This window comes from Bacillus sp. C-3-6, from assembly GCF_054509685.1.
This window is the reverse complement of the sequence record NZ_CM137247.1, coordinates 856,003-872,549: the sequence shown is the minus strand read 5'-3', so window position 1 is coordinate 872,549 and position 16,547 is coordinate 856,003. Positions and strand designations below refer to the sequence as shown.

21 protein-coding genes are annotated in these 16,547 nt (G+C 35.8%); 3 read left to right on the top strand and 18 right to left on the bottom strand.

Features of this window, described 5'->3' with window-relative positions; genetic code table 11:
* Window positions 1-8: 8 nt before the first annotated feature.
* The 5 genes from ACW0JX_RS04480 to ACW0JX_RS04460 all read right to left on the bottom strand — a co-directional run bounded on the left by ACW0JX_RS04480 (window position 9) and on the right by ACW0JX_RS04460 (window position 3,591).
* Window positions 9-1,211, bottom strand: coding sequence for an MFS transporter (locus ACW0JX_RS04480; RefSeq protein WP_459245407.1), 1,203 nt, complete (start codon window positions 1,209-1,211; stop codon window positions 9-11).
* 212 nt (window positions 1,212-1,423) lie between these two features.
* The gene (locus tag ACW0JX_RS04475; RefSeq protein ID WP_002162922.1) at window positions 1,424-2,002 is read right to left on the bottom strand and encodes a TetR family transcriptional regulator; all 579 of its coding nucleotides are present in this window, start codon (window positions 2,000-2,002) and stop codon (window positions 1,424-1,426) included.
* 152 nt (window positions 2,003-2,154) lie between these two features.
* Window positions 2,155-2,469, bottom strand: coding sequence for a DMT family transporter (locus tag ACW0JX_RS04470; protein WP_000539671.1), 315 nt, complete (start codon window positions 2,467-2,469; stop codon window positions 2,155-2,157).
* Window positions 2,470-2,471: 2 nt separating this feature from the next.
* Window positions 2,472-2,816, bottom strand: coding sequence for a DMT family transporter (locus ACW0JX_RS04465; RefSeq protein WP_000796022.1), 345 nt, complete (start codon window positions 2,814-2,816; stop codon window positions 2,472-2,474).
* A 415-nt stretch (window positions 2,817-3,231) separates the two neighbouring features.
* Window positions 3,232-3,591, bottom strand: coding sequence for a MerR family transcriptional regulator (locus tag ACW0JX_RS04460; protein ID WP_043936790.1), 360 nt, complete (start codon window positions 3,589-3,591; stop codon window positions 3,232-3,234).
* Window positions 3,592-3,725: 134 nt separating this feature from the next.
* On the opposite strand from ACW0JX_RS04460, the gene ACW0JX_RS04455 reads away from it, so the two are divergent.
* Entirely contained in the window at window positions 3,726-4,496 is a 771-nt protein-coding gene (locus ACW0JX_RS04455; RefSeq protein ID WP_089170467.1) for an SDR family NAD(P)-dependent oxidoreductase, read from the top strand.
* 80 nt (window positions 4,497-4,576) lie between these two features.
* Here ACW0JX_RS04455 and ACW0JX_RS04450 read toward each other — a convergent pair whose 3' ends face one another.
* Together ACW0JX_RS04450 and ACW0JX_RS04445 are read right to left on the bottom strand one after the other, a co-directional pair.
* Complete coding sequence (locus tag ACW0JX_RS04450) at window positions 4,577-5,032, bottom strand: N-acetyltransferase (protein WP_000686667.1); 456 nt, start codon at window positions 5,030-5,032, stop codon at window positions 4,577-4,579.
* Window positions 5,033-5,160: 128 nt separating this feature from the next.
* Window positions 5,161-5,655, bottom strand: coding sequence for an Lrp/AsnC family transcriptional regulator (locus ACW0JX_RS04445; protein WP_000446096.1), 495 nt, complete (start codon window positions 5,653-5,655; stop codon window positions 5,161-5,163).
* Between the two features lie 205 nt (window positions 5,656-5,860).
* Between ACW0JX_RS04445 and ACW0JX_RS04440 the strand changes: the two genes are divergently transcribed.
* A complete protein-coding gene (locus tag ACW0JX_RS04440) occupies window positions 5,861-6,772 on the top strand; it encodes a DMT family transporter (RefSeq protein WP_001146238.1) in 912 nt (303 codons plus the stop codon).
* A 33-nt stretch (window positions 6,773-6,805) separates the two neighbouring features.
* Here the strand turns inward: ACW0JX_RS04440 and ACW0JX_RS04435 are convergent, their stop codons facing one another.
* The 9 genes from ACW0JX_RS04435 to ACW0JX_RS04395 all read right to left on the bottom strand — a co-directional run bounded on the left by ACW0JX_RS04435 (window position 6,806) and on the right by ACW0JX_RS04395 (window position 14,509).
* Window positions 6,806-7,291: a PRK06770 family protein gene (locus ACW0JX_RS04435; protein WP_095691355.1), complete on the bottom strand. Its 486-nt coding sequence runs from the start codon at window positions 7,289-7,291 to the stop codon at window positions 6,806-6,808.
* On the bottom strand, window positions 7,291-7,692 hold the full coding sequence (locus ACW0JX_RS04430) for a nuclear transport factor 2 family protein (RefSeq protein ID WP_095691356.1): 402 nt from the start codon (window positions 7,690-7,692) through the stop codon (window positions 7,291-7,293). Before ACW0JX_RS04430 ends, ACW0JX_RS04435 begins: the two co-directional genes overlap by 1 nt.
* 154 nt (window positions 7,693-7,846) lie before the next feature.
* A complete protein-coding gene (locus ACW0JX_RS04425) occupies window positions 7,847-8,251 on the bottom strand; it encodes a DoxX family protein (RefSeq protein WP_001077751.1) in 405 nt (134 codons plus the stop codon).
* A 152-nt stretch (window positions 8,252-8,403) separates the two neighbouring features.
* The gene (locus tag ACW0JX_RS04420) at window positions 8,404-9,477 is read right to left on the bottom strand and encodes a DUF871 domain-containing protein (RefSeq protein ID WP_000580627.1); all 1,074 of its coding nucleotides are present in this window, start codon (window positions 9,475-9,477) and stop codon (window positions 8,404-8,406) included.
* 48 nt (window positions 9,478-9,525) lie between these two features.
* Complete coding sequence (locus tag ACW0JX_RS04415) at window positions 9,526-10,890, bottom strand: PTS transporter subunit EIIC (RefSeq protein ID WP_000711293.1); 1,365 nt, start codon at window positions 10,888-10,890, stop codon at window positions 9,526-9,528.
* A gap of 23 nt (window positions 10,891-10,913) precedes the next feature.
* Window positions 10,914-11,798, bottom strand: a complete 885-nt coding sequence (gene murQ, locus ACW0JX_RS04410) for an N-acetylmuramic acid 6-phosphate etherase (RefSeq protein ID WP_000892348.1) — start codon at window positions 11,796-11,798, stop codon at window positions 10,914-10,916.
* Window positions 11,799-11,953: 155 nt separating this feature from the next.
* Window positions 11,954-12,817, bottom strand: coding sequence for a MurR/RpiR family transcriptional regulator (locus ACW0JX_RS04405; RefSeq protein ID WP_459245406.1), 864 nt, complete (start codon window positions 12,815-12,817; stop codon window positions 11,954-11,956).
* A 29-nt stretch (window positions 12,818-12,846) separates the two neighbouring features.
* Window positions 12,847-13,161, bottom strand: coding sequence for a hypothetical protein (locus tag ACW0JX_RS04400; protein ID WP_000704960.1), 315 nt, complete (start codon window positions 13,159-13,161; stop codon window positions 12,847-12,849).
* Window positions 13,162-13,285: 124 nt separating this feature from the next.
* Entirely contained in the window at window positions 13,286-14,509 is a 1,224-nt protein-coding gene (locus ACW0JX_RS04395) for a cation:proton antiporter (RefSeq protein WP_043936780.1), read from the bottom strand.
* A gap of 101 nt (window positions 14,510-14,610) precedes the next feature.
* Here ACW0JX_RS04395 and ACW0JX_RS04390 point away from each other — a divergent pair, with 101 nt between their 5' ends.
* Window positions 14,611-16,071 carry an amino acid permease gene (locus ACW0JX_RS04390; RefSeq protein WP_153592908.1) on the top strand — a complete coding sequence of 487 codons (1,461 nt, stop codon included), beginning with the start codon at window positions 14,611-14,613 and terminating at the stop codon, window positions 16,069-16,071.
* A gap of 28 nt (window positions 16,072-16,099) precedes the next feature.
* Here the strand turns inward: ACW0JX_RS04390 and ACW0JX_RS04385 are convergent, their stop codons facing one another.
* Both ACW0JX_RS04385 and ACW0JX_RS04380 read right to left on the bottom strand, forming a co-directional pair.
* Window positions 16,100-16,270, bottom strand: a complete 171-nt coding sequence (locus tag ACW0JX_RS04385; RefSeq protein ID WP_001174838.1) for a hypothetical protein — start codon at window positions 16,268-16,270, stop codon at window positions 16,100-16,102.
* A gap of 12 nt (window positions 16,271-16,282) precedes the next feature.
* Complete coding sequence (locus ACW0JX_RS04380) at window positions 16,283-16,486, bottom strand: hypothetical protein (RefSeq protein WP_416516577.1); 204 nt, start codon at window positions 16,484-16,486, stop codon at window positions 16,283-16,285.
* Window positions 16,487-16,547 lie beyond the last annotated feature (61 nt).

The following is a 16,547-nucleotide window of genomic DNA, read 5'->3' as shown; positions in this document are numbered from 1 at the left end:
GGGTTTTATTACTTAGCAAAACTTTCAGCCAACTGTTTCTCTCTCCACATAAATGTAATGCCGAGACCAACTATTAAAACAACGCCTGAAAATGCATATGGATAATGAATATTCATATCAAATAATATTCCGCCCATCGCTGGTCCTGCGATATTACCTAAACTCGTATAAGTTGAGTTCATACCAGCGACGAATCCTTGCTCTTTTCCAGCTGCTTTTGATAAAAACGTCGTTAAAGCTGGACGAAGTAAATCAAATGCTAAGAAAATGAAGCAAGTAACGAGAAGTACAATCCAATAATTAAAGACTACAGTTGAGACGAATGCTAATACTGCACCTACAATTAAACATATTTGAATTAACACTTTCTCACCGAACATGTCTACCAATTTGCCAAACATAAATACTTGCACAACTACCCCAAAGATTGAACTGATTGTAATAATTGCTGCAATATCTTTCGGCGAGAAACCAAATTTATGATCAGAAAATAAGCTAAACACTGTTTCATACGCTGATAATCCGAATGCGAGTACAAATACGATAATAAATGCAATTGCATACATTGGATGTAATGATTTCTTTAAATCACCAATAAAACTTGATTCTTTCGTATTAGAAGAAATCTCTGCAAGTTCTTCTTTCATTAACGGTTCTTTTAAAATAAAGATCGAAATCACACATGCTATAAAGGCAATTGCTGCTGCAACGAAAAACGGCACACGTATACCGTATTCTGCAATAAATCCGCCGATTCCAGGCCCTATAATGAATCCAGTACTAATCGCTGCAGATAAGTATCCCATCGCCTTTGGACGTTCCTGAATAGATGTAATATCCGCAACATATGCCGTAACACCAGGCATAATAAACGCAGCACTAATTCCGCCTAACACCCTTGCTACATAAAGCATCCATACATCTTTTCCCAATCCAAAAAGAAGCTCTGAAACACCAAAAATAAATAATCCAATGATTATCATTTTCTTCCTACCGTAAAGATCAACCCATCGGCCTGTAATAGGTGAAGTAATGAGCTGTGCCATTGCAAATACTGCAACGAGATATCCCATCGTCTTCCCTGTTAAACCCATATCATTCATAAAGGACGGCATAACCGGAATGATTAATCCAATCCCTAGAAAAGCGATAAATATATTACTCAAAAGAATGACCAATACCATCTTTTGTTCTTTTATCGGTTTCTTCACTTTTTAACACCTCTTCCCGTAAGTTCCTCTCAAAAAATAATGCCCAAGAAGCTTTTTCTTTATCCTGCTCTTTGCGGGCTAGTAATGAGTGAAGATGCCTCCACTCATTAGAATTTCACTCTATCCTTCCACACATACATAAGCATTAGGTGAATGACTATCATTCAGTTTTCCTCAAAAATGAACCTACCTTTTCAGACAGGTTCATCTTACTACTTCTTTATATGTAGTGCATGTGTTAAAAAATCTAGTACTTCTGCCTTTTGTAGCTCGACTTGCTCATCATCTTTATGATCATATAAATAAACTTGTTCCGCTGCTGATTCAACAAGAGCGATAAATAACTTCGCTGTTCGTTCTGCGTGAACCGAATCACGAATTTCACCAGCTTCTTTCGCCCCACTTAAAAATTCACTTAACCACATATAAAGAGGCTCATACACAGCTTCCCACTCTTTTATATGTTCTGTAGATGCAAGACCCGCATACATTAAAGCTTGTATTTCACGGTATTCCTCTATAAAGTGAAACACCGCATCGATTACTTGTGCCACTTTATTTGAAAAAGGTACATCTTTTTGTACTTTTTCTTTCACTGCAAGTATCATCTTTTCAACCATCACTTCTGCTATTGCAGGCATAACAGATAGCTTAGAAGGAAAATATAAATAGAAAGTTCCTTGCGCAATGCCAGCTAATTTCACGATATCAGAAATCTTCGTTTTTTCGACGCCCTTTTCCTGAAACACTTCAATAGCTGCATAGACAATTTTCTCTTTTTTATTCATCATCTAAACCCTTTCACACGCATATTGAATGACTGTCACTCATTTTATAAGATAATTGATTGTACTGTCAATGATAGTGAACTCTAAGAGGAAATCATTTTTTTTATAATAAAATCTCCTAATAAACAATTAGGAGATAGAAATACAATATATCTTTAAGAAAGTGCCTTTAATCCTGTCACTCCACATACAATAAGAAACACACTAATAATACGCGCTTTACTTTTCGACTCCCCAAACAAGAACATGTTTAATAAAACGGCACCTGCTGTTCCAATACCGATCCAAACCGCATACGCGACACTGACTTGTAAAAATAAGAAGGAAGTATACAAAAATGCGAAGGATGTAGCAAACCCGCCTATATAAATCGCACCATTGGCTAATGTTTTATCTTTACTATACATTTTAAGTCCTATCACACCGACTATTTCACTAATTGCAGCACAAAATACGAAAAACCAACCCATCTTTAAGCAGCTCCTTCCACAGTTTCTTCTTTATTATCAGCTAGCTTTAAACCGATAACGCCAGCTACAACCATCACGATAAAGAATAATTTTCCTACACTGAAACTCCCGCCGAAAAGAAATACATCCATCAAGAAAGTACCTACCGTACCAGCTCCGGCGAAAACAGCATATACAGTCCCGGTTGCAAGATGTTCACACGCTTTAGAAAGGAAGTGAAAATCAACAGCGATAACTCCTAAAATAATAATCCAATGCCACCAAGTATTAGCCGTATTAAAACCAAACACCCAAAAAATTTCAAAGATACATGTTAATATGACATATAACCAAGCTCTATTTTTCATACCTCTCACCTCTTATGACTGACTATCAGTCATTTTTGTTTTAAAAAAATATACTCTTTCATCAATACTATATAAAAACAACTATCATCCTCATTTACCATTGTATTTGTTCCATTTTTAAACTAACTACATCCTGTCACATAAAAAAAATGACTGAATGTCATTCATATATATTGTACATGAACATTTTAAAAACTGTCAATGCCGAAAGTTTATTTAAAATTTCTTTCATCCGATTTGTATATTTCTCAATAATCTGTCAATAATGCTAGTAACATAATATTTTCTCCACTCCCCCTTGGAGAGATCCCTTGAATGGAGCAGTTAGCTTTTGCTAGCTGCTCTTTTTTATTTGTCCGCACACTATGATGAAATACTCATAGATCAAATCCATTTTTCATCACATAACAACCATCTATTTATTTTCCAATAAGTTTTTGTATGCACTAATTTTATTCTCAAGCATCTTCTCTGTAACCTCTAAGTTTTCTCTTTGAATCTGAATAGATTTCCTATGATCTTCTAGGAGCTGTAAACGAGCTTCTGTTGTATGCTCCCCTTCTGTATATAATCTAGCGTATTCTCTTATTTTCGCTATTGGCATTTGCGTTTGTTTTAATTTCATTACAAACTGCAACCACTTTATATGTGACTCTTCGTAAAGTCGATTTCCATTTGTATCACGATTTGCAATTAATATATTTTCCTTTTCATAATAACGTAGTGTATATGTGCTCACTCCTAATAATTTTGCTACCTCGCTAATTGTGTACATACTAAAACTCCCTTCACATGCTTACCCTCATATATTTTATAACCGTATCAAATTTATAAAAAACATTTGACTTAGAGTATACTCTAACAAATACAATCTAACCATAAATGAATTTGAATTTAGGGGGATTTTATATGAAATACACGGTTATTACTGGCGCAAGTTCCGGAATTGGTTATGAAGCAGCTTTAGCATTTGCATCTCGCGGAAAAAATTTAGTACTTGTAGCTCGAAGACAAGAAGAATTAAACGGATTAAAATTGAAAATTAACGAAATGCATCCGGAGTTGGATGTTGTCATTCGAAGAACTGATTTATCTGTGATTGAAGATGTTTATAAACTTTATGAAAGCCTACAAGCTTTTCAAATTGAAACGTGGATTAACAACGCAGGTTTTGGTAATTTCGCCTCAATTGCTGAACAAAATTTAAATAAAATCGAAACGATGTTACATGTAAATATAGAAGCACTAACAATACTCTCTTCTCTTTTCGTTCGAGATTATTCCATGGTTGATGGAACACAGCTTATTAACGTTTCATCGGGCGGCGGATACACAATTGTTGCTGATGCTGTTACGTATTGCGCTACGAAATTCTATGTAAGTGCATTTACAGAAGGGCTGTCTCACGAACTGAAAGAACAAGGCGCAAAACTGCAAGCAAAAGTTTTAGCTCCTGCTGCAACTGAAACAGAATTTGCGAAACGTTCATTTGATATTGATGAATTCCAATACGATAATGTTGTACCAAAATTCCACACTGCAAAACAAATGGCACAATTTATGCTCGATCTTTATGATAATGATAAAGTTGTAGGAATTGTCGACGGTTTAACGTATAACTATGAACTTAAAGATCCACTTTATAATTTTGCCGTGAGACAAAAGAATTCAAATTCTTAATAACCTGTCCATTTCTTATGGAAATATATATTCCCACTATATATGTAAATAATAGTGGGAAATTTTTCTCTATAAATTTTTCATCCAACATACCGCACCATCGCCACTTCATCACAATAATCCACCTTTGGGCAATGTCTACAATCAATCCATACTTTCTCTGGCAACGTTTCTTTATTTACAAAATCAAATCCACACTTTTGAAAAAATACTGTTTCATATGTTAAGGAAATTACTCTTCTTACATTTATTTTTGTAGCTTCCTCCATTACATGATTTACGAGCATACGCCCTATCCCTTTCCCTGCATATGTATGCGAAACTACTAACGATCGTATTTCTGCAAGATCTTCCCCCAATACATGCAATCCAGCAACTCCAACAATTCTCTCGTCTTCTTTCATAACATATAAACATTGCAAATATTGATAAAGAGACAAAAGAGATCGCGGTAAAACAACTCCCTCTTTTGCATAAACCTCAATAAGACTATAAATTTCTTTCACATCACTCGTCACCGCATTACAGATTTTCATATTACATCCCCTTGCCCTCGATATTAATATTTATAACTTCAAATGAATTTTAATTCATAATTTTATATAATAATACAGCTCTCTTTTCTCTTCGTCAATCACTTTATGCAAACAAAAAACCAAGCAATCTAATTGATGCTCGGTTCCTCATCTCGTATCGGCAATACCGTCGAATATTTAATTTCACGAAGTGCTAAACTTGTCTGTATACGTGTAATACCAAGCTTATTCAGCTTTCTAATAAACTGCTCCAGTTCTTTACGATCACGATTTGCAACCTTTAATAAATAATCGTACTCTCCTGTTAAACAGTGACATTCTAACACTTCCGGCATCGATTCTAATTCTTTCTCCAACACTTCCAGCTTGTCAAATTGATGAATATTTGTACTCATAAAAATAAAACATAATAAATCAAATCCAAGCTTTTCTTGATTTAAAATCGCAACTTGCTTATCGATGAAACCTTCCCCATCCAATCTTTTTATTCTTGCATGCATCGCAGCCGGTGATAAATTAACGCGACGTGCCAGCTCTGCATTACTTACTTGTGACTCCTTCTGCAATATATCTAAAATTTGTACATCCAAATCATCCAACACTTTAATAACAGACGACTCCATTACAATTCCCCCTTTTTTCTTACCGATGATTATTCGAAAAAACACCTTATACCTTACACGAAACTGAATATCATTCCGTAAATATCATTTATAACTAAATATTTTATCGAGTTTTAACCATTATACAAAAGAATATATTACACAATAAAGAAAAATGCTAAAATTATTTACAATTCGTATTGATTACAAAAAAGGGGATTTTAGCATGCCTTATTTTTACGTCTTTTTACTATTACTAACGAGCTTATTATGGGGAGGAAATTTTGTCGTTGGAAAATCACTCGTCGATCATGCATCGCCGATGACACTGACAAATTTAAGATGGATGATTGCGATTGTTTGTTTATTACCAATGGTATGGTTTAAAGAAAAGAAAATCCTTCCACCACGTACCGCAATACTTCCGTTAATATTGATGGGAATTTCAGGGGTCGCTCTTTTTAACATCTTTCAATTTTTAGCATTAGAAAAAACATCCGCTACGAATGTAGGTCTTATCTCTACATTGAATGCAATTTCAATCGCATTATTTTCAGTATTATTTCTAAAAGAAAAAGTAAATACACTCCAAATCCTATCCATGATTCTTTCATTCTTCGGGGTTATCCTCGTCCTATTAAAAGGTGATTTCTCGCTTTTATTTTCACTACATTTTAATAGTGGCGATTTATGGATGATTGCAGCAGTCTGTATTTGGGGAATCTATTCTGTTTGTAGTAAATGGGCAACAAAAACAACTACACCACTTATGGCAACGTTGTACTCTGGTATTTTCGGCGTTATTTTATTACTACCGTTTAACATAGGTAGCTTCACTGTTTCAAATATAAATACTTCTTTCATCACATCACTTTTATATACCGGGCTTATTTCGACAGTTCTTTGTATGGTATTTTGGAATATTGGTGTACAAAAATTAGGTGCAACTACATCAGGTATTTTTCTAAACTTCAATCCAATTTTCACAGCCATTTTAGCATTCATATTCCTCGGAGAAGAATTAACGTGGATACAAATTTTAGGAACAATTGTCGTTGTAACAGGATGTTATTTATTTTCTCATTTCAAAACTGTTGCCGTTCAGCCAACTAGAGCTTTAATGCGAAAACATTCTTAATGAAAAAACATCGTCATCCAAGTGGCGATGTTTTTATTTTCTCTTCATTTCTTTTATATACTGCTTTTCCTCTTCTGGCGATAAACGTTCCGTCGCCTTGCCAGTATCTCCACCTTGAAGGCTCCATAAAAAGTTATGCTCCTCAACAGTTTGAGAAAAATCTCCTTTTTCCCATCTATTTATAATAGAAAATAACTTCATTTTATATTGAAAACCTGTACTATTTTCAATATCTCTTTTTACATTAGAAATTTCCTTTTTTGTCATCTCTACAAATCCCCATTTTTCAGAGGATTTTACCTTTTGATGCACCATTTTATGCATAGTAGACATAATTTCACCTTCACTAATTTGCGGGGCTTCTTCTGCAGCTTTTTTCTCTTTTTCGTTTGCCGCTCGCTCGGTTTGAATATTTGTATTTTCTTTTTCCACATATGCAAGCAATTTCTTTCCGCCAACTATAGAAGAGATGATTACCATAATGGTAATACATATACCTACAATCCATTTAAAAAGCATTAGCTCTTCATCGCTTCCCTAACAATATGACTATCTACATACTGCTTAAACTTCACGATTTTTCCATTTTCAAGCTGCCATACATGAACAAATTCTGCTTCAAATGATTTTCCTGTTTCTTTATAAACTCCAGAATACATACCTTCAGCAACAATTACATCTTTTCCGTTTACTTCATGATATGTATTTACACTTGCTTTATAATCATCCCATTCTGATCCTAAACGGCTAAATACATTTTCCATTATAGCTTCTACGCCTGTATATGTTCCGCCATACGGGAAACCTTCTGCCTCTGTCCATTCCACTTTTTCAGAGAGGGCTTCTGCTAAATGCTTTGCATTCGAAGAAGCTGATCCTTCATACGTGCTTTGAATAATTTCTAAATTCGATTTAGGCATATTACTTCCTCCCGTTTATTTATTTTTACACAAGACGTAACTAATGTAGTTACATCTTGTGTAAAAAAATATTTAAATTGTTTCATTCGTAATTCATTAGTTGTAATCATTATAGTTACAATAATTCTTCAAGTCAACAATTTATAAATAAAATTTACTTCGTTTTCATTACTTTCTCTTTTAAGAAACGATCTACATATCCTTCTGCTTTTACTACGAATAAATACGCACCCATTGATAATAATGCAAGATCTAATTCATATCCTGGATTCTTTCCATCTCCTAATAAACCAGCTGCTCCATTTACCTTTACGATAGCTCCAGCTAAAATAAGAGCGAATAACAATCCTACATATCGTACACCTAAACCGATAATTAATAATATACCACCAACTAATTCTACAGTTGCTACGCCGTATGCAAGGCCACCTGGTAAACCGATGCTTGTAAACCATCCTGCTACATTATCGATACCTGATTGAAATTTTGCTAAACCGTGTGCAAAGAACGTAACTCCTAACACGATACGAATAATTAAATTCCCAATATATTGATTCATTTTGAACTCTCCTTTTTGTTTTGTTATGGTGAACTTTTATTTACAAGTCAAAACAATACGGTATTTTATTTCATTCGTCAAATACTTTTTTAAAGAAAACAAAAAACATTATCCCTTTTACGGATAATGTTTTCTTACAAAATAGTGCTAATTCAAGCTTTTATTCTATCGCATAGAAAAAGTTGAAACATTTTTCCAGCACCAATATAAGGCAGTAAAGAAACGTCCTCTTCCACAACTATTCCAACAACATTCACTTTCTCATCTACAGGTAAATCATGTGTAGCAACTTGCATCTCCCCTGCATATCTACCGTACAATTCATTATCAATTGTAATGCTGCCTTTCTTTCTTACAATTGTATGCATCGGCTGTAAAACCACTCTATTTCCTTCCCTTGATTCTACAGATCGAATAACATCACGAGCCGGATCTAGTCTATTTGTATGCACTTGCTCCACCACTTTTAATACTTCTTTATCAGTTATAAATGATTTGTAACGCAATGGAATAATCCCTCTACTCGCACTAGCTACTTCTTGCATACTTTCCAAACTTGCGCTTATATCTCCAATCAATACTTTATCGACGCCACAATCTTGAACCAGTTCTAAGTACGCTTCAAGCGGGCGCATATTGCGATGTTTTTCTAACGTTGGTAACCCTTCATATAACGGACCACGTTTTTCCGCATCTCCTGGAATAAATGCCATCGTTTTTATTCCGCACTCCTGTAAATATTGATTTTGTTTTTGTAAGAAGGACTTTGCTAGTCCCGTCTCTGGACGTGGATAAAAATTATGCCACGCTTCTACATTCTCTACTCTTATATGTTCTGCAAGTAATTCTTTCCAAAATGGCTTTGTAATCGTACTCGCATTTAAAGCTACTTTCATCTTATGAGATACGCTTGCAATTTCTTTTGGCGCAATGCCGTAATCCATTCTTAAACCGGTAATGCCCCAGTCCAATAGTTCTTCCACATTTTCATATGTTAGCCCTAAATGATGTAACGATTTTGGAGAAACATCAACCATTAACTCCATTTCATGTGCAAGAGCTTGTTTCCCTAATATTTGAATTAACTCTTTATACGTATTTGGGTCATCTTCTGGAATGTGCAGTGATGTAAAAATAGATGTAAACCCATTTTCCTTCGCTACTTTTAGCCACTCTTCTTGTTTCTCTACTCGTTCTTTTGAAAGATAAATGGAAACTCCGATCATATAAATCTCCCTTTCTATTAATAGAAAAAGAGAAAGGAATCCCTTTCTCTATATGTTTTCTGCCATTTCTTCTTTAAATCCGAAGAAGTACGTAAAGATAAATCCGAAAGCATATGCAATTACTAAACCTAAGAAATAGAGTAAATATTTATTGTCAGCAATTAACGGAATTAAAGATAGCCCTGATACGCCAATTCCAAGAGAAGCTGTTTGCATAACTGCTTGGAATGCACCACCGACAGCCGCTCCTAAACAAGCAGTAATAAACGGTTTCCCAAGTGGTAATGTAACCCCGTATAATAACGGCTCACCAATTCCTAAAAAGCCAACTGGCAATCCACCTTTAATTACATTTCGAAGTCGTTTGTTTTTTGTTTTCACATAAATCGCAATTGCTGCGCCCACTTGGCCAGCACCAGCCATTGCGAGTACTGGTAATAAAGGTGTTACGTGTGTTTGATTAATGAATTCCATATGAATTGGTGTTAAACCGTGATGCAATCCGACCATAACGAGAGGTAAAAATGTTCCCGCAAGTACTGCGCCAGCAAATGCTCCGCCAATATTTAAAATAGCATTAATTCCGCTCGTAATACCATCTGATAAGAAACCTGCTAATGGCTGAATGGCTAACATCGTTACGATACTTACAACTAATACAGTAATGAGTGGTGTCACGATAATATCAACTGCATTCGGCACTGCTTTTCGAACTTGTCTTTCCACTACAACCATAAGCCATGCTGCAAAAATAACTGCAAACAATCCGCCCCGTCCGGGCACTAATGCTTCACCAAACAATTTTACGTTTGCCATCGCCGGGTTGAAAATTAAAATACCAGCAATTGCCCCAAGAACCGGTGTCCCGCCAAATTCTTTCGCTGTATTCCAGCCGACTAAAATTCCTAAGAATGTAAAGATACCGCCGCCAATGAGTAGTAACATTTGTAACCACGTTGCATTTGGATCAGCACCAGCATTTTTCGCAAAGTTAGCAACCCCGTTTATAATTCCTGACGCAACAAGCCCCGGAATTAATGGGATGAAAATACTTCCTATTTTTCGTAAAAAGTTTTTCACCGGTGTATTATTTTTCTTCTTAATCTCTGATTTCATCTCTTGCCCAATATCTTCAAGGTGATGATCTGCTACCTCACCAATTCGTAGTCCTGTCAAACCTTCCATTTCAGCTGCTACTTTATTTACTGTTCCTGGACCAACGACAACTTGAAGCGTCTCATCTTCTATAACACCCATAACGCCTTCAACTTTTTTCAAAAGGTCCATATTTACTTTACTTTCATCATGAAGCGTTAAACGTAGTCTCGTCATACAATGAGCAATACTACGAATATTTTTTATTCCCCCAAGTTGCTCCGAAATTTCCTTGGCCATTCTCTCTTCTTTCTTCATAATAGAATCCCCTCCCTATTACTTTATAGTGCTTTCTTCACAAACCCTTTTGCGTATTTTAGTTTCTCCAGTGCTTCCCCATACTCACACTGCAACAACACCATAACAATGGCAGCTTTTACGTTACGTTCTGCCTTTTCATAATACTCTGTTGCTACTTCATAACTAGCGCCTGTTGCTTCCACAATAATTCGTTTTGACCGTTCTACTAACTTTTCATTCGTGGATTGAACATCTACCATTAAGTTTTTATATACTTTTCCTACACCAATCATCGAAGCTGTTGAAATCATATTCAGCACTAATTTTTGTGCTGTACCAGCTTTTAAACGCGTTGATCCTGTTAATATTTCTGCACCTGTCTCTACTTCCACATTTAACTTTGCATATTTACTTATTTCAGCATTTTTATTACAAGAAATACTTGCTGTACTCGCTCCTACGCTCTGTGCGTATTTCAAGCCGCCAATTACGTAAGGAGTTCTACCACTTGCAGCAATTCCAATCACTGTATCTTTCTCATTTAATCCAATACTTTTTAAATCTTCTTCCGCTAACTCTTCGCGATCTTCGGCACCTTCCACCGCCTTAGTAAACGCTTTCAATCCACCTGCTATAAATCCTTGCACCATTTTATCATCCGTGCCAAATGTCGGCGGACATTCCACTGCATCTAGAATACCTAAACGACCACTCGTACCAGCACCAATGTAAATTAAGCGTCCCTCTTCTTCAAAAGATTTAATAACAGTCTGTACAACCTTTTCAATTTGTTCTATCTCTTTTTCAACTGCTAACGCAACAGTTCGATCTTCTTCATTCATACTTTGCAACACTTCTTTTATGCTCATTTCATCCAGATTCATTGTTTTCTCATTACGATGTTCTGTCGATAAATTTTCTAACATATTTCCACCCTCTTTGAAATTATATTTCACACTTTTATTATAACTTTAAGAAACTAAAAATCAATAACTCTTTCTTATTTTATGAAATAAAATTTCACAACATGACATATTTGTGTCAAAGATAATAAAAAAGATGAGTCTCCTCATCTTTTCTTCTACTTTAACTTCCGTAACCGCAACGCTTCTTCTCGCGTCTCCATAAATTGATCCAATACTTTATTACCAATTCGATTGAAAGTAATAACATATAAAGCATCGATCATATTCAATTGCGTCATTCTCGAAGCAATACTCGCAATACGATGATCTTGTTCTACATCTGGCATACAAAGGCGAATATCCGCTTCTTTATATAGGGGTGATGATTGATCTAATTTCGTAATTCCAATAACAGTTGCACCTTGTTTCTTTGCATACTGCGCCATTTCAAGCACATCTTTCGTTCGACCAGATGTTGAAATCGCAACAAATATATCGCCTTCTTTTAAATTCGTCACAAGCGGCAACATCATATGAAAATCAGATAGCATTATCGCTGTAAATCCAAGCCGCGTAAATTTATAAGCCCCGTCCATTGCTGGCGTAGCTGATCCGCCTACTCCGTAAAATATAATTTTATTCGCATTTACAATACGATCTGCAGCTTTCTCAAGTTCCCTCTTATCTATTGCAGTAACACTCGCCTCAATTGCAGCTTTATTCACATAAGTAACTTTATTAAATAAATCATACGGTCCATCTTCTGTATTCATCACTGAAAAATCGTTAATATTATAATCAGCAATCGTTAATTCACGAACGAGTGCTATCTTAAATGCTTTAAAACTTCCGATCCCAATCGACTTACAAAAACGAACGACACTCGCCTCACTTGCACCTGCATTCGTTGACACTTCTTTCGTCGTTAAGTTCGGAACAATCTCTGCATTCTCCATTATGTACATGGCAACCTTCTTTTCAGCTGGTGAAAATTGATCCATATTACTTTCAATTTTAAATAGTAATGTTGAAGCTTTCACTATTTAACCTCCACTTCTTACGGTTGCGTTCACTTATTTTCTCTTGCTTCAAGAAGGTAAAAACCATCATCGCCAGGAGGATGAAACACATTTACAATGCGATTCCCTTTTTGATAAACAGTTCTTTCTCCTTCTGTCCACTTCTCTTTCCAACCGTTCATCCAAATCGCAACATCAGGTAAAAAAGCAGTATATTTCAGCTTCTGACCGTACTCACCATCTGCTTCTTCCGAAAAAATAGAAACCGGAAAATCTTTCACTTTTGATTCTTTCCATGCAGTAAATGGTATACATACTGCAATAAGTACGATTACACCGATAACCTTCTCCTTCGTAATCTTCACACTTCCCTCTCCTTGTCATATCACATACATAGATTTTACCATAATTACAAACCCTTCATGCTATATGATCATTGCTTTTGGGAATAAAAAAAGAGCTTACCTACATCAGATAAGCCCTTCCTCTCTATACAAAATATTTCTTCAAAAGTGGCGGTGTAATAATCGTCGTCAATATAACAACAATAACAATCGCTGTGAAATTTTCTTTCGCTAATAAATTCGCCGTAAGTCCATTTGCAGCGATGATAAGCGCTACTTCACCACGTGATACCATCCCCGCGCCAATACTAATAGAAGATTGGAGGTTAAATCCTGTCAGCCTTGCTCCTAAACCTGATCCGATTAACTTTGTGAAAATCGCAATGAGAGTCATAATAATAATGAACCAAAGCTGGCTTCCAATGCCTTGAAATGTAATTTCCATTCCGATACTTACGAAGAATACTGGAACAAATATTGCATAAGCAATCGGTTCAATTTTATGTTCCACTTCATGCTTATACTCTGTTTGAGAAATAGCAATTCCCGCTGCAAACGCTCCAATAATGCCTGCAATTCCCATCATTTCACTGTAATAAGAAAAAGAAAAGCAAATAATAAGAGCCGCGCTAATTAACGCTTCTGTTACACGAAGCGGGACAAGCATTTTCATAATCCAAGGAACGACTTTCCAAGCAATAAAAACAATACTTACAAAGAAAATAATTTTCTTTGCAATGACAAGTGTTATATTCACATCTTGTGTTCCTAAAAAACTCATTACAAATGCCAATAAAATTACGACAATGACATCATCAAATACGGCAGCACCTAAAATTGTTGTACTTTCTCTCGTATTCATTTTTCCTAGATCACGTAGCGTCTGGACCGTAATACTAACCGATGTTGCGCAAAGTAATAACCCTAAAAAAATGGCATGGGACTGTATTAATCCAAACAGCAATCCTGTTACATAACCACCGATGAAAGGAAAAATAATTCCACCAGCCGCTACTGCAAATGAAGATTTCAAATTCCGATTTAACTCTTCTAAATCTGTTTCAAGTCCCGCCATAAACATAAGTAACAAAACACCAATCTCACTCAGTTCATCAATTAGTTCAGAACTATTAATAATACCGAGTACAGCCGGACCGATAATAATACCGACAATTAACTTACCAAGTACAGAAGGCTGACCCAGTCTCACACTAATGTCACCAGCTAATTTCGTACAAAGTAAAATGACGACAAGTTCAAAATAAAATAACATAGCATCTGCTCCTACTTTAACTTTAATCAGTGGGTCGTTAACCCCCGTCCATTTCTGCAAGTAGTTTCCCCTATTGATCCGCATTTTATTTGTCATATTTTTATTTGACAAAATATTCTGAATTATATTAAGATTAATCCAGCAATTTTAAAAAACTACATACCATAACTGCACCTCCACTTACTTACTCTTTTTTAATGGGCTCATACTATAGTCGCAGTTATGGAAATGAAAAAACGGGGGGAGAGTCCAAAGTGAAGTCATTATTACGAAAAAAAGCGCTTAGTACTGAATCACCAAAGCAGCTAGATAGAACATTAACTGCACTCGATTTAACGTTTTTAGGGATTGGCGCCGTAATTGGGACAGGGATCTTTGTATTAACAGGTATTGTTGCAGCAAAACATTCTGGTCCTGGTATTATGCTATCATTCCTTATCGCTGCATTTACTTGTGCTTGTGTAGCCTTTTGTTATGCTGAATTTGCTTCTTCTATTCCTGTCTCAGGAAGTGTGTATACTTACGCATATATGACAGTCGGAGAAGTCGTCGCCTTCATCGTCGGATGGTGTTTAATGCTCGAATATTTACTTGCAGTCGCGGCAGTAGCTGTCGGTTGGTCTGGTTATTTGCAATCATTACTACAAGGATTCAATATACACCTGCCCGCCATAATCGCCTCGGCCCCCGGCGTAGGAAAAGGTGGTCTCATCGATTTACCAGCTGTCTGCATTTTACTTCTTATTACTGGCCTTTTAAGTTTTGGTATACGTGAAAGTGCACGCATTAATAATATTATGGTTCTTATTAAACTAGCTGTTATCATTGCCTTTATCGTAGCAGGTGCAAAATATGTAAAACCTGAAAATTGGACACCGTTCATCCCATTCGGATACGACGGTATTATTACTGGGGCTGCCACTGTGTTCTTCGCCTTTTTAGGTTTTGATGCAATCGCAACCGCTGCAGAAGAAACGAAAAAACCGCAGCGTGATTTACCAATTGGTATTATCGGTTCTCTTCTTATTTGTACTGTTTTATATATGATTGTATCTTTCGTTTTAACAGGTATGGTTCCTTATACGCAATTAGACGTCTCTGATCCAGTTGCATTTGCATTGCATTTCGTTGGTGAGGATACAATTGCAGGACTACTCGCTGTCGGAGCGATGACTGGAATGACAACCGTTCTCTTAGTCGTTATGTATGGACAAGTTCGCGTTTCGTATGCAATGAGCCGTGACGGTCTACTTCCAAAAGCGTTAGCACGTGTAAATAAAAGAGTAAAAATCCCTTTATTAAATACGTGGATTACTGGCGTTGTTGCTGCTTTATTAGCAGGACTTTTAGATTTACATTTGCTAGCGAATTTAGTAAACATCGGTACATTAACAGCCTTTACATTCGTTTGCTGCGCAGTACTTATTTTACGAAAAACACACCCTGACTTAAAACGCGGATTCCGCACACCTTTCGTACCTGTACTACCAGTTGTCGCGATTCTTTGCTGCTTATATTTAATGATCAATTTGTCTAAAACAACATGGATTAGCTTTGCAGTTTGGCTTATAGTCGGCTTATGCTTCTATTTCTTCTACTCTAGGAAACATAGTCATTTAGCTACCGAAAAAACGAATGATGAAAAGAAAAAAGCATAATAAAATAGCTCGCCGTTTTAGCGGCGAGCTATTTTTCTGTACTATTATATTTTTTCGTTAACGATTGTAAAATGAAAAATATGCCAATGCAAGCTGTAAACCATGCCCAATTTCCTATTGGTGTTGCGTATTTAACAATTCCAATACCTACAAGCAATAGGAAAATAATCACCTGATATATGAGCTTCCACTTTTGCATATATTCCCTCCTTTACTTCGTTCCCTTCTTTTTATTCTTCCATGCATTTAAACTATCAAAGAAAAAGTTAATAAATAACGTTCCTAGTCCTGCTAATAAGAAAGTCATTAAAAATAAAACCCAAATACTTTTCTCTTTTAAGAAATAATATCCTACAAGGAGCACAACCGCGATCCATACATATTCAAGAATTCTTTTTAGCTTTTTCTCTTCCAAATTATTCGCTCCTTCATTCTATACTAATTTTAGTATAACAAAAAAGAAGCCTATCATGATA

Bases quoted from the DNA above. Each gene is read 5' to 3' on its own strand.
- ACW0JX_RS04475 (WP_002162922.1), bottom strand. From the start codon at position 2,002: ATGATGAATAAAAAAGAGAAAATTGTCTATGCAGCTATTGAAGTGTTT.
- ACW0JX_RS04470 (WP_000539671.1), bottom strand. From the start codon at position 2,469: ATGGGTTGGTTTTTCGTATTTTGTGCTGCAATTAGTGAAATAGTCGGT.
- ACW0JX_RS04465 (WP_000796022.1), bottom strand. From the start codon at position 2,816: ATGAAAAATAGAGCTTGGTTATATGTCATATTAACATGTATCTTTGAA.
- ACW0JX_RS04460 (WP_043936790.1), bottom strand. From the start codon at position 3,591: ATGTACACAATTAGCGAGGTAGCAAAATTATTAGGAGTGAGCACATAT.
- ACW0JX_RS04455 (WP_089170467.1), top strand. From the start codon at position 3,726: ATGAAATACACGGTTATTACTGGCGCAAGTTCCGGAATTGGTTATGAA.
- ACW0JX_RS04450 (WP_000686667.1), bottom strand. From the start codon at position 5,032: ATGAAAATCTGTAATGCGGTGACGAGTGATGTGAAAGAAATTTATAGT.
- ACW0JX_RS04445 (WP_000446096.1), bottom strand. From the start codon at position 5,655: ATGGAGTCGTCTGTTATTAAAGTGTTGGATGATTTGGATGTACAAATT.
- ACW0JX_RS04440 (WP_001146238.1), top strand. From the start codon at position 5,861: ATGCCTTATTTTTACGTCTTTTTACTATTACTAACGAGCTTATTATGG.
- ACW0JX_RS04435 (WP_095691355.1), bottom strand. From the start codon at position 7,291: ATGCTTTTTAAATGGATTGTAGGTATATGTATTACCATTATGGTAATC.
- ACW0JX_RS04430 (WP_095691356.1), bottom strand. From the start codon at position 7,692: ATGCCTAAATCGAATTTAGAAATTATTCAAAGCACGTATGAAGGATCA.
- ACW0JX_RS04425 (WP_001077751.1), bottom strand. From the start codon at position 8,251: ATGAATCAATATATTGGGAATTTAATTATTCGTATCGTGTTAGGAGTT.
- ACW0JX_RS04420 (WP_000580627.1), bottom strand. From the start codon at position 9,477: ATGATCGGAGTTTCCATTTATCTTTCAAAAGAACGAGTAGAGAAACAA.
- ACW0JX_RS04415 (WP_000711293.1), bottom strand. From the start codon at position 10,890: ATGAAGAAAGAAGAGAGAATGGCCAAGGAAATTTCGGAGCAACTTGGG.
- murQ (WP_000892348.1), bottom strand. From the start codon at position 11,798: ATGTTAGAAAATTTATCGACAGAACATCGTAATGAGAAAACAATGAAT.
- ACW0JX_RS04395 (WP_043936780.1), bottom strand. From the start codon at position 14,509: ATGACAAATAAAATGCGGATCAATAGGGGAAACTACTTGCAGAAATGG.
- ACW0JX_RS04390 (WP_153592908.1), top strand. From the start codon at position 14,611: ATGGGCTCATACTATAGTCGCAGTTATGGAAATGAAAAAACGGGGGGA.
- ACW0JX_RS04385 (WP_001174838.1), bottom strand. From the start codon at position 16,270: ATGCAAAAGTGGAAGCTCATATATCAGGTGATTATTTTCCTATTGCTT.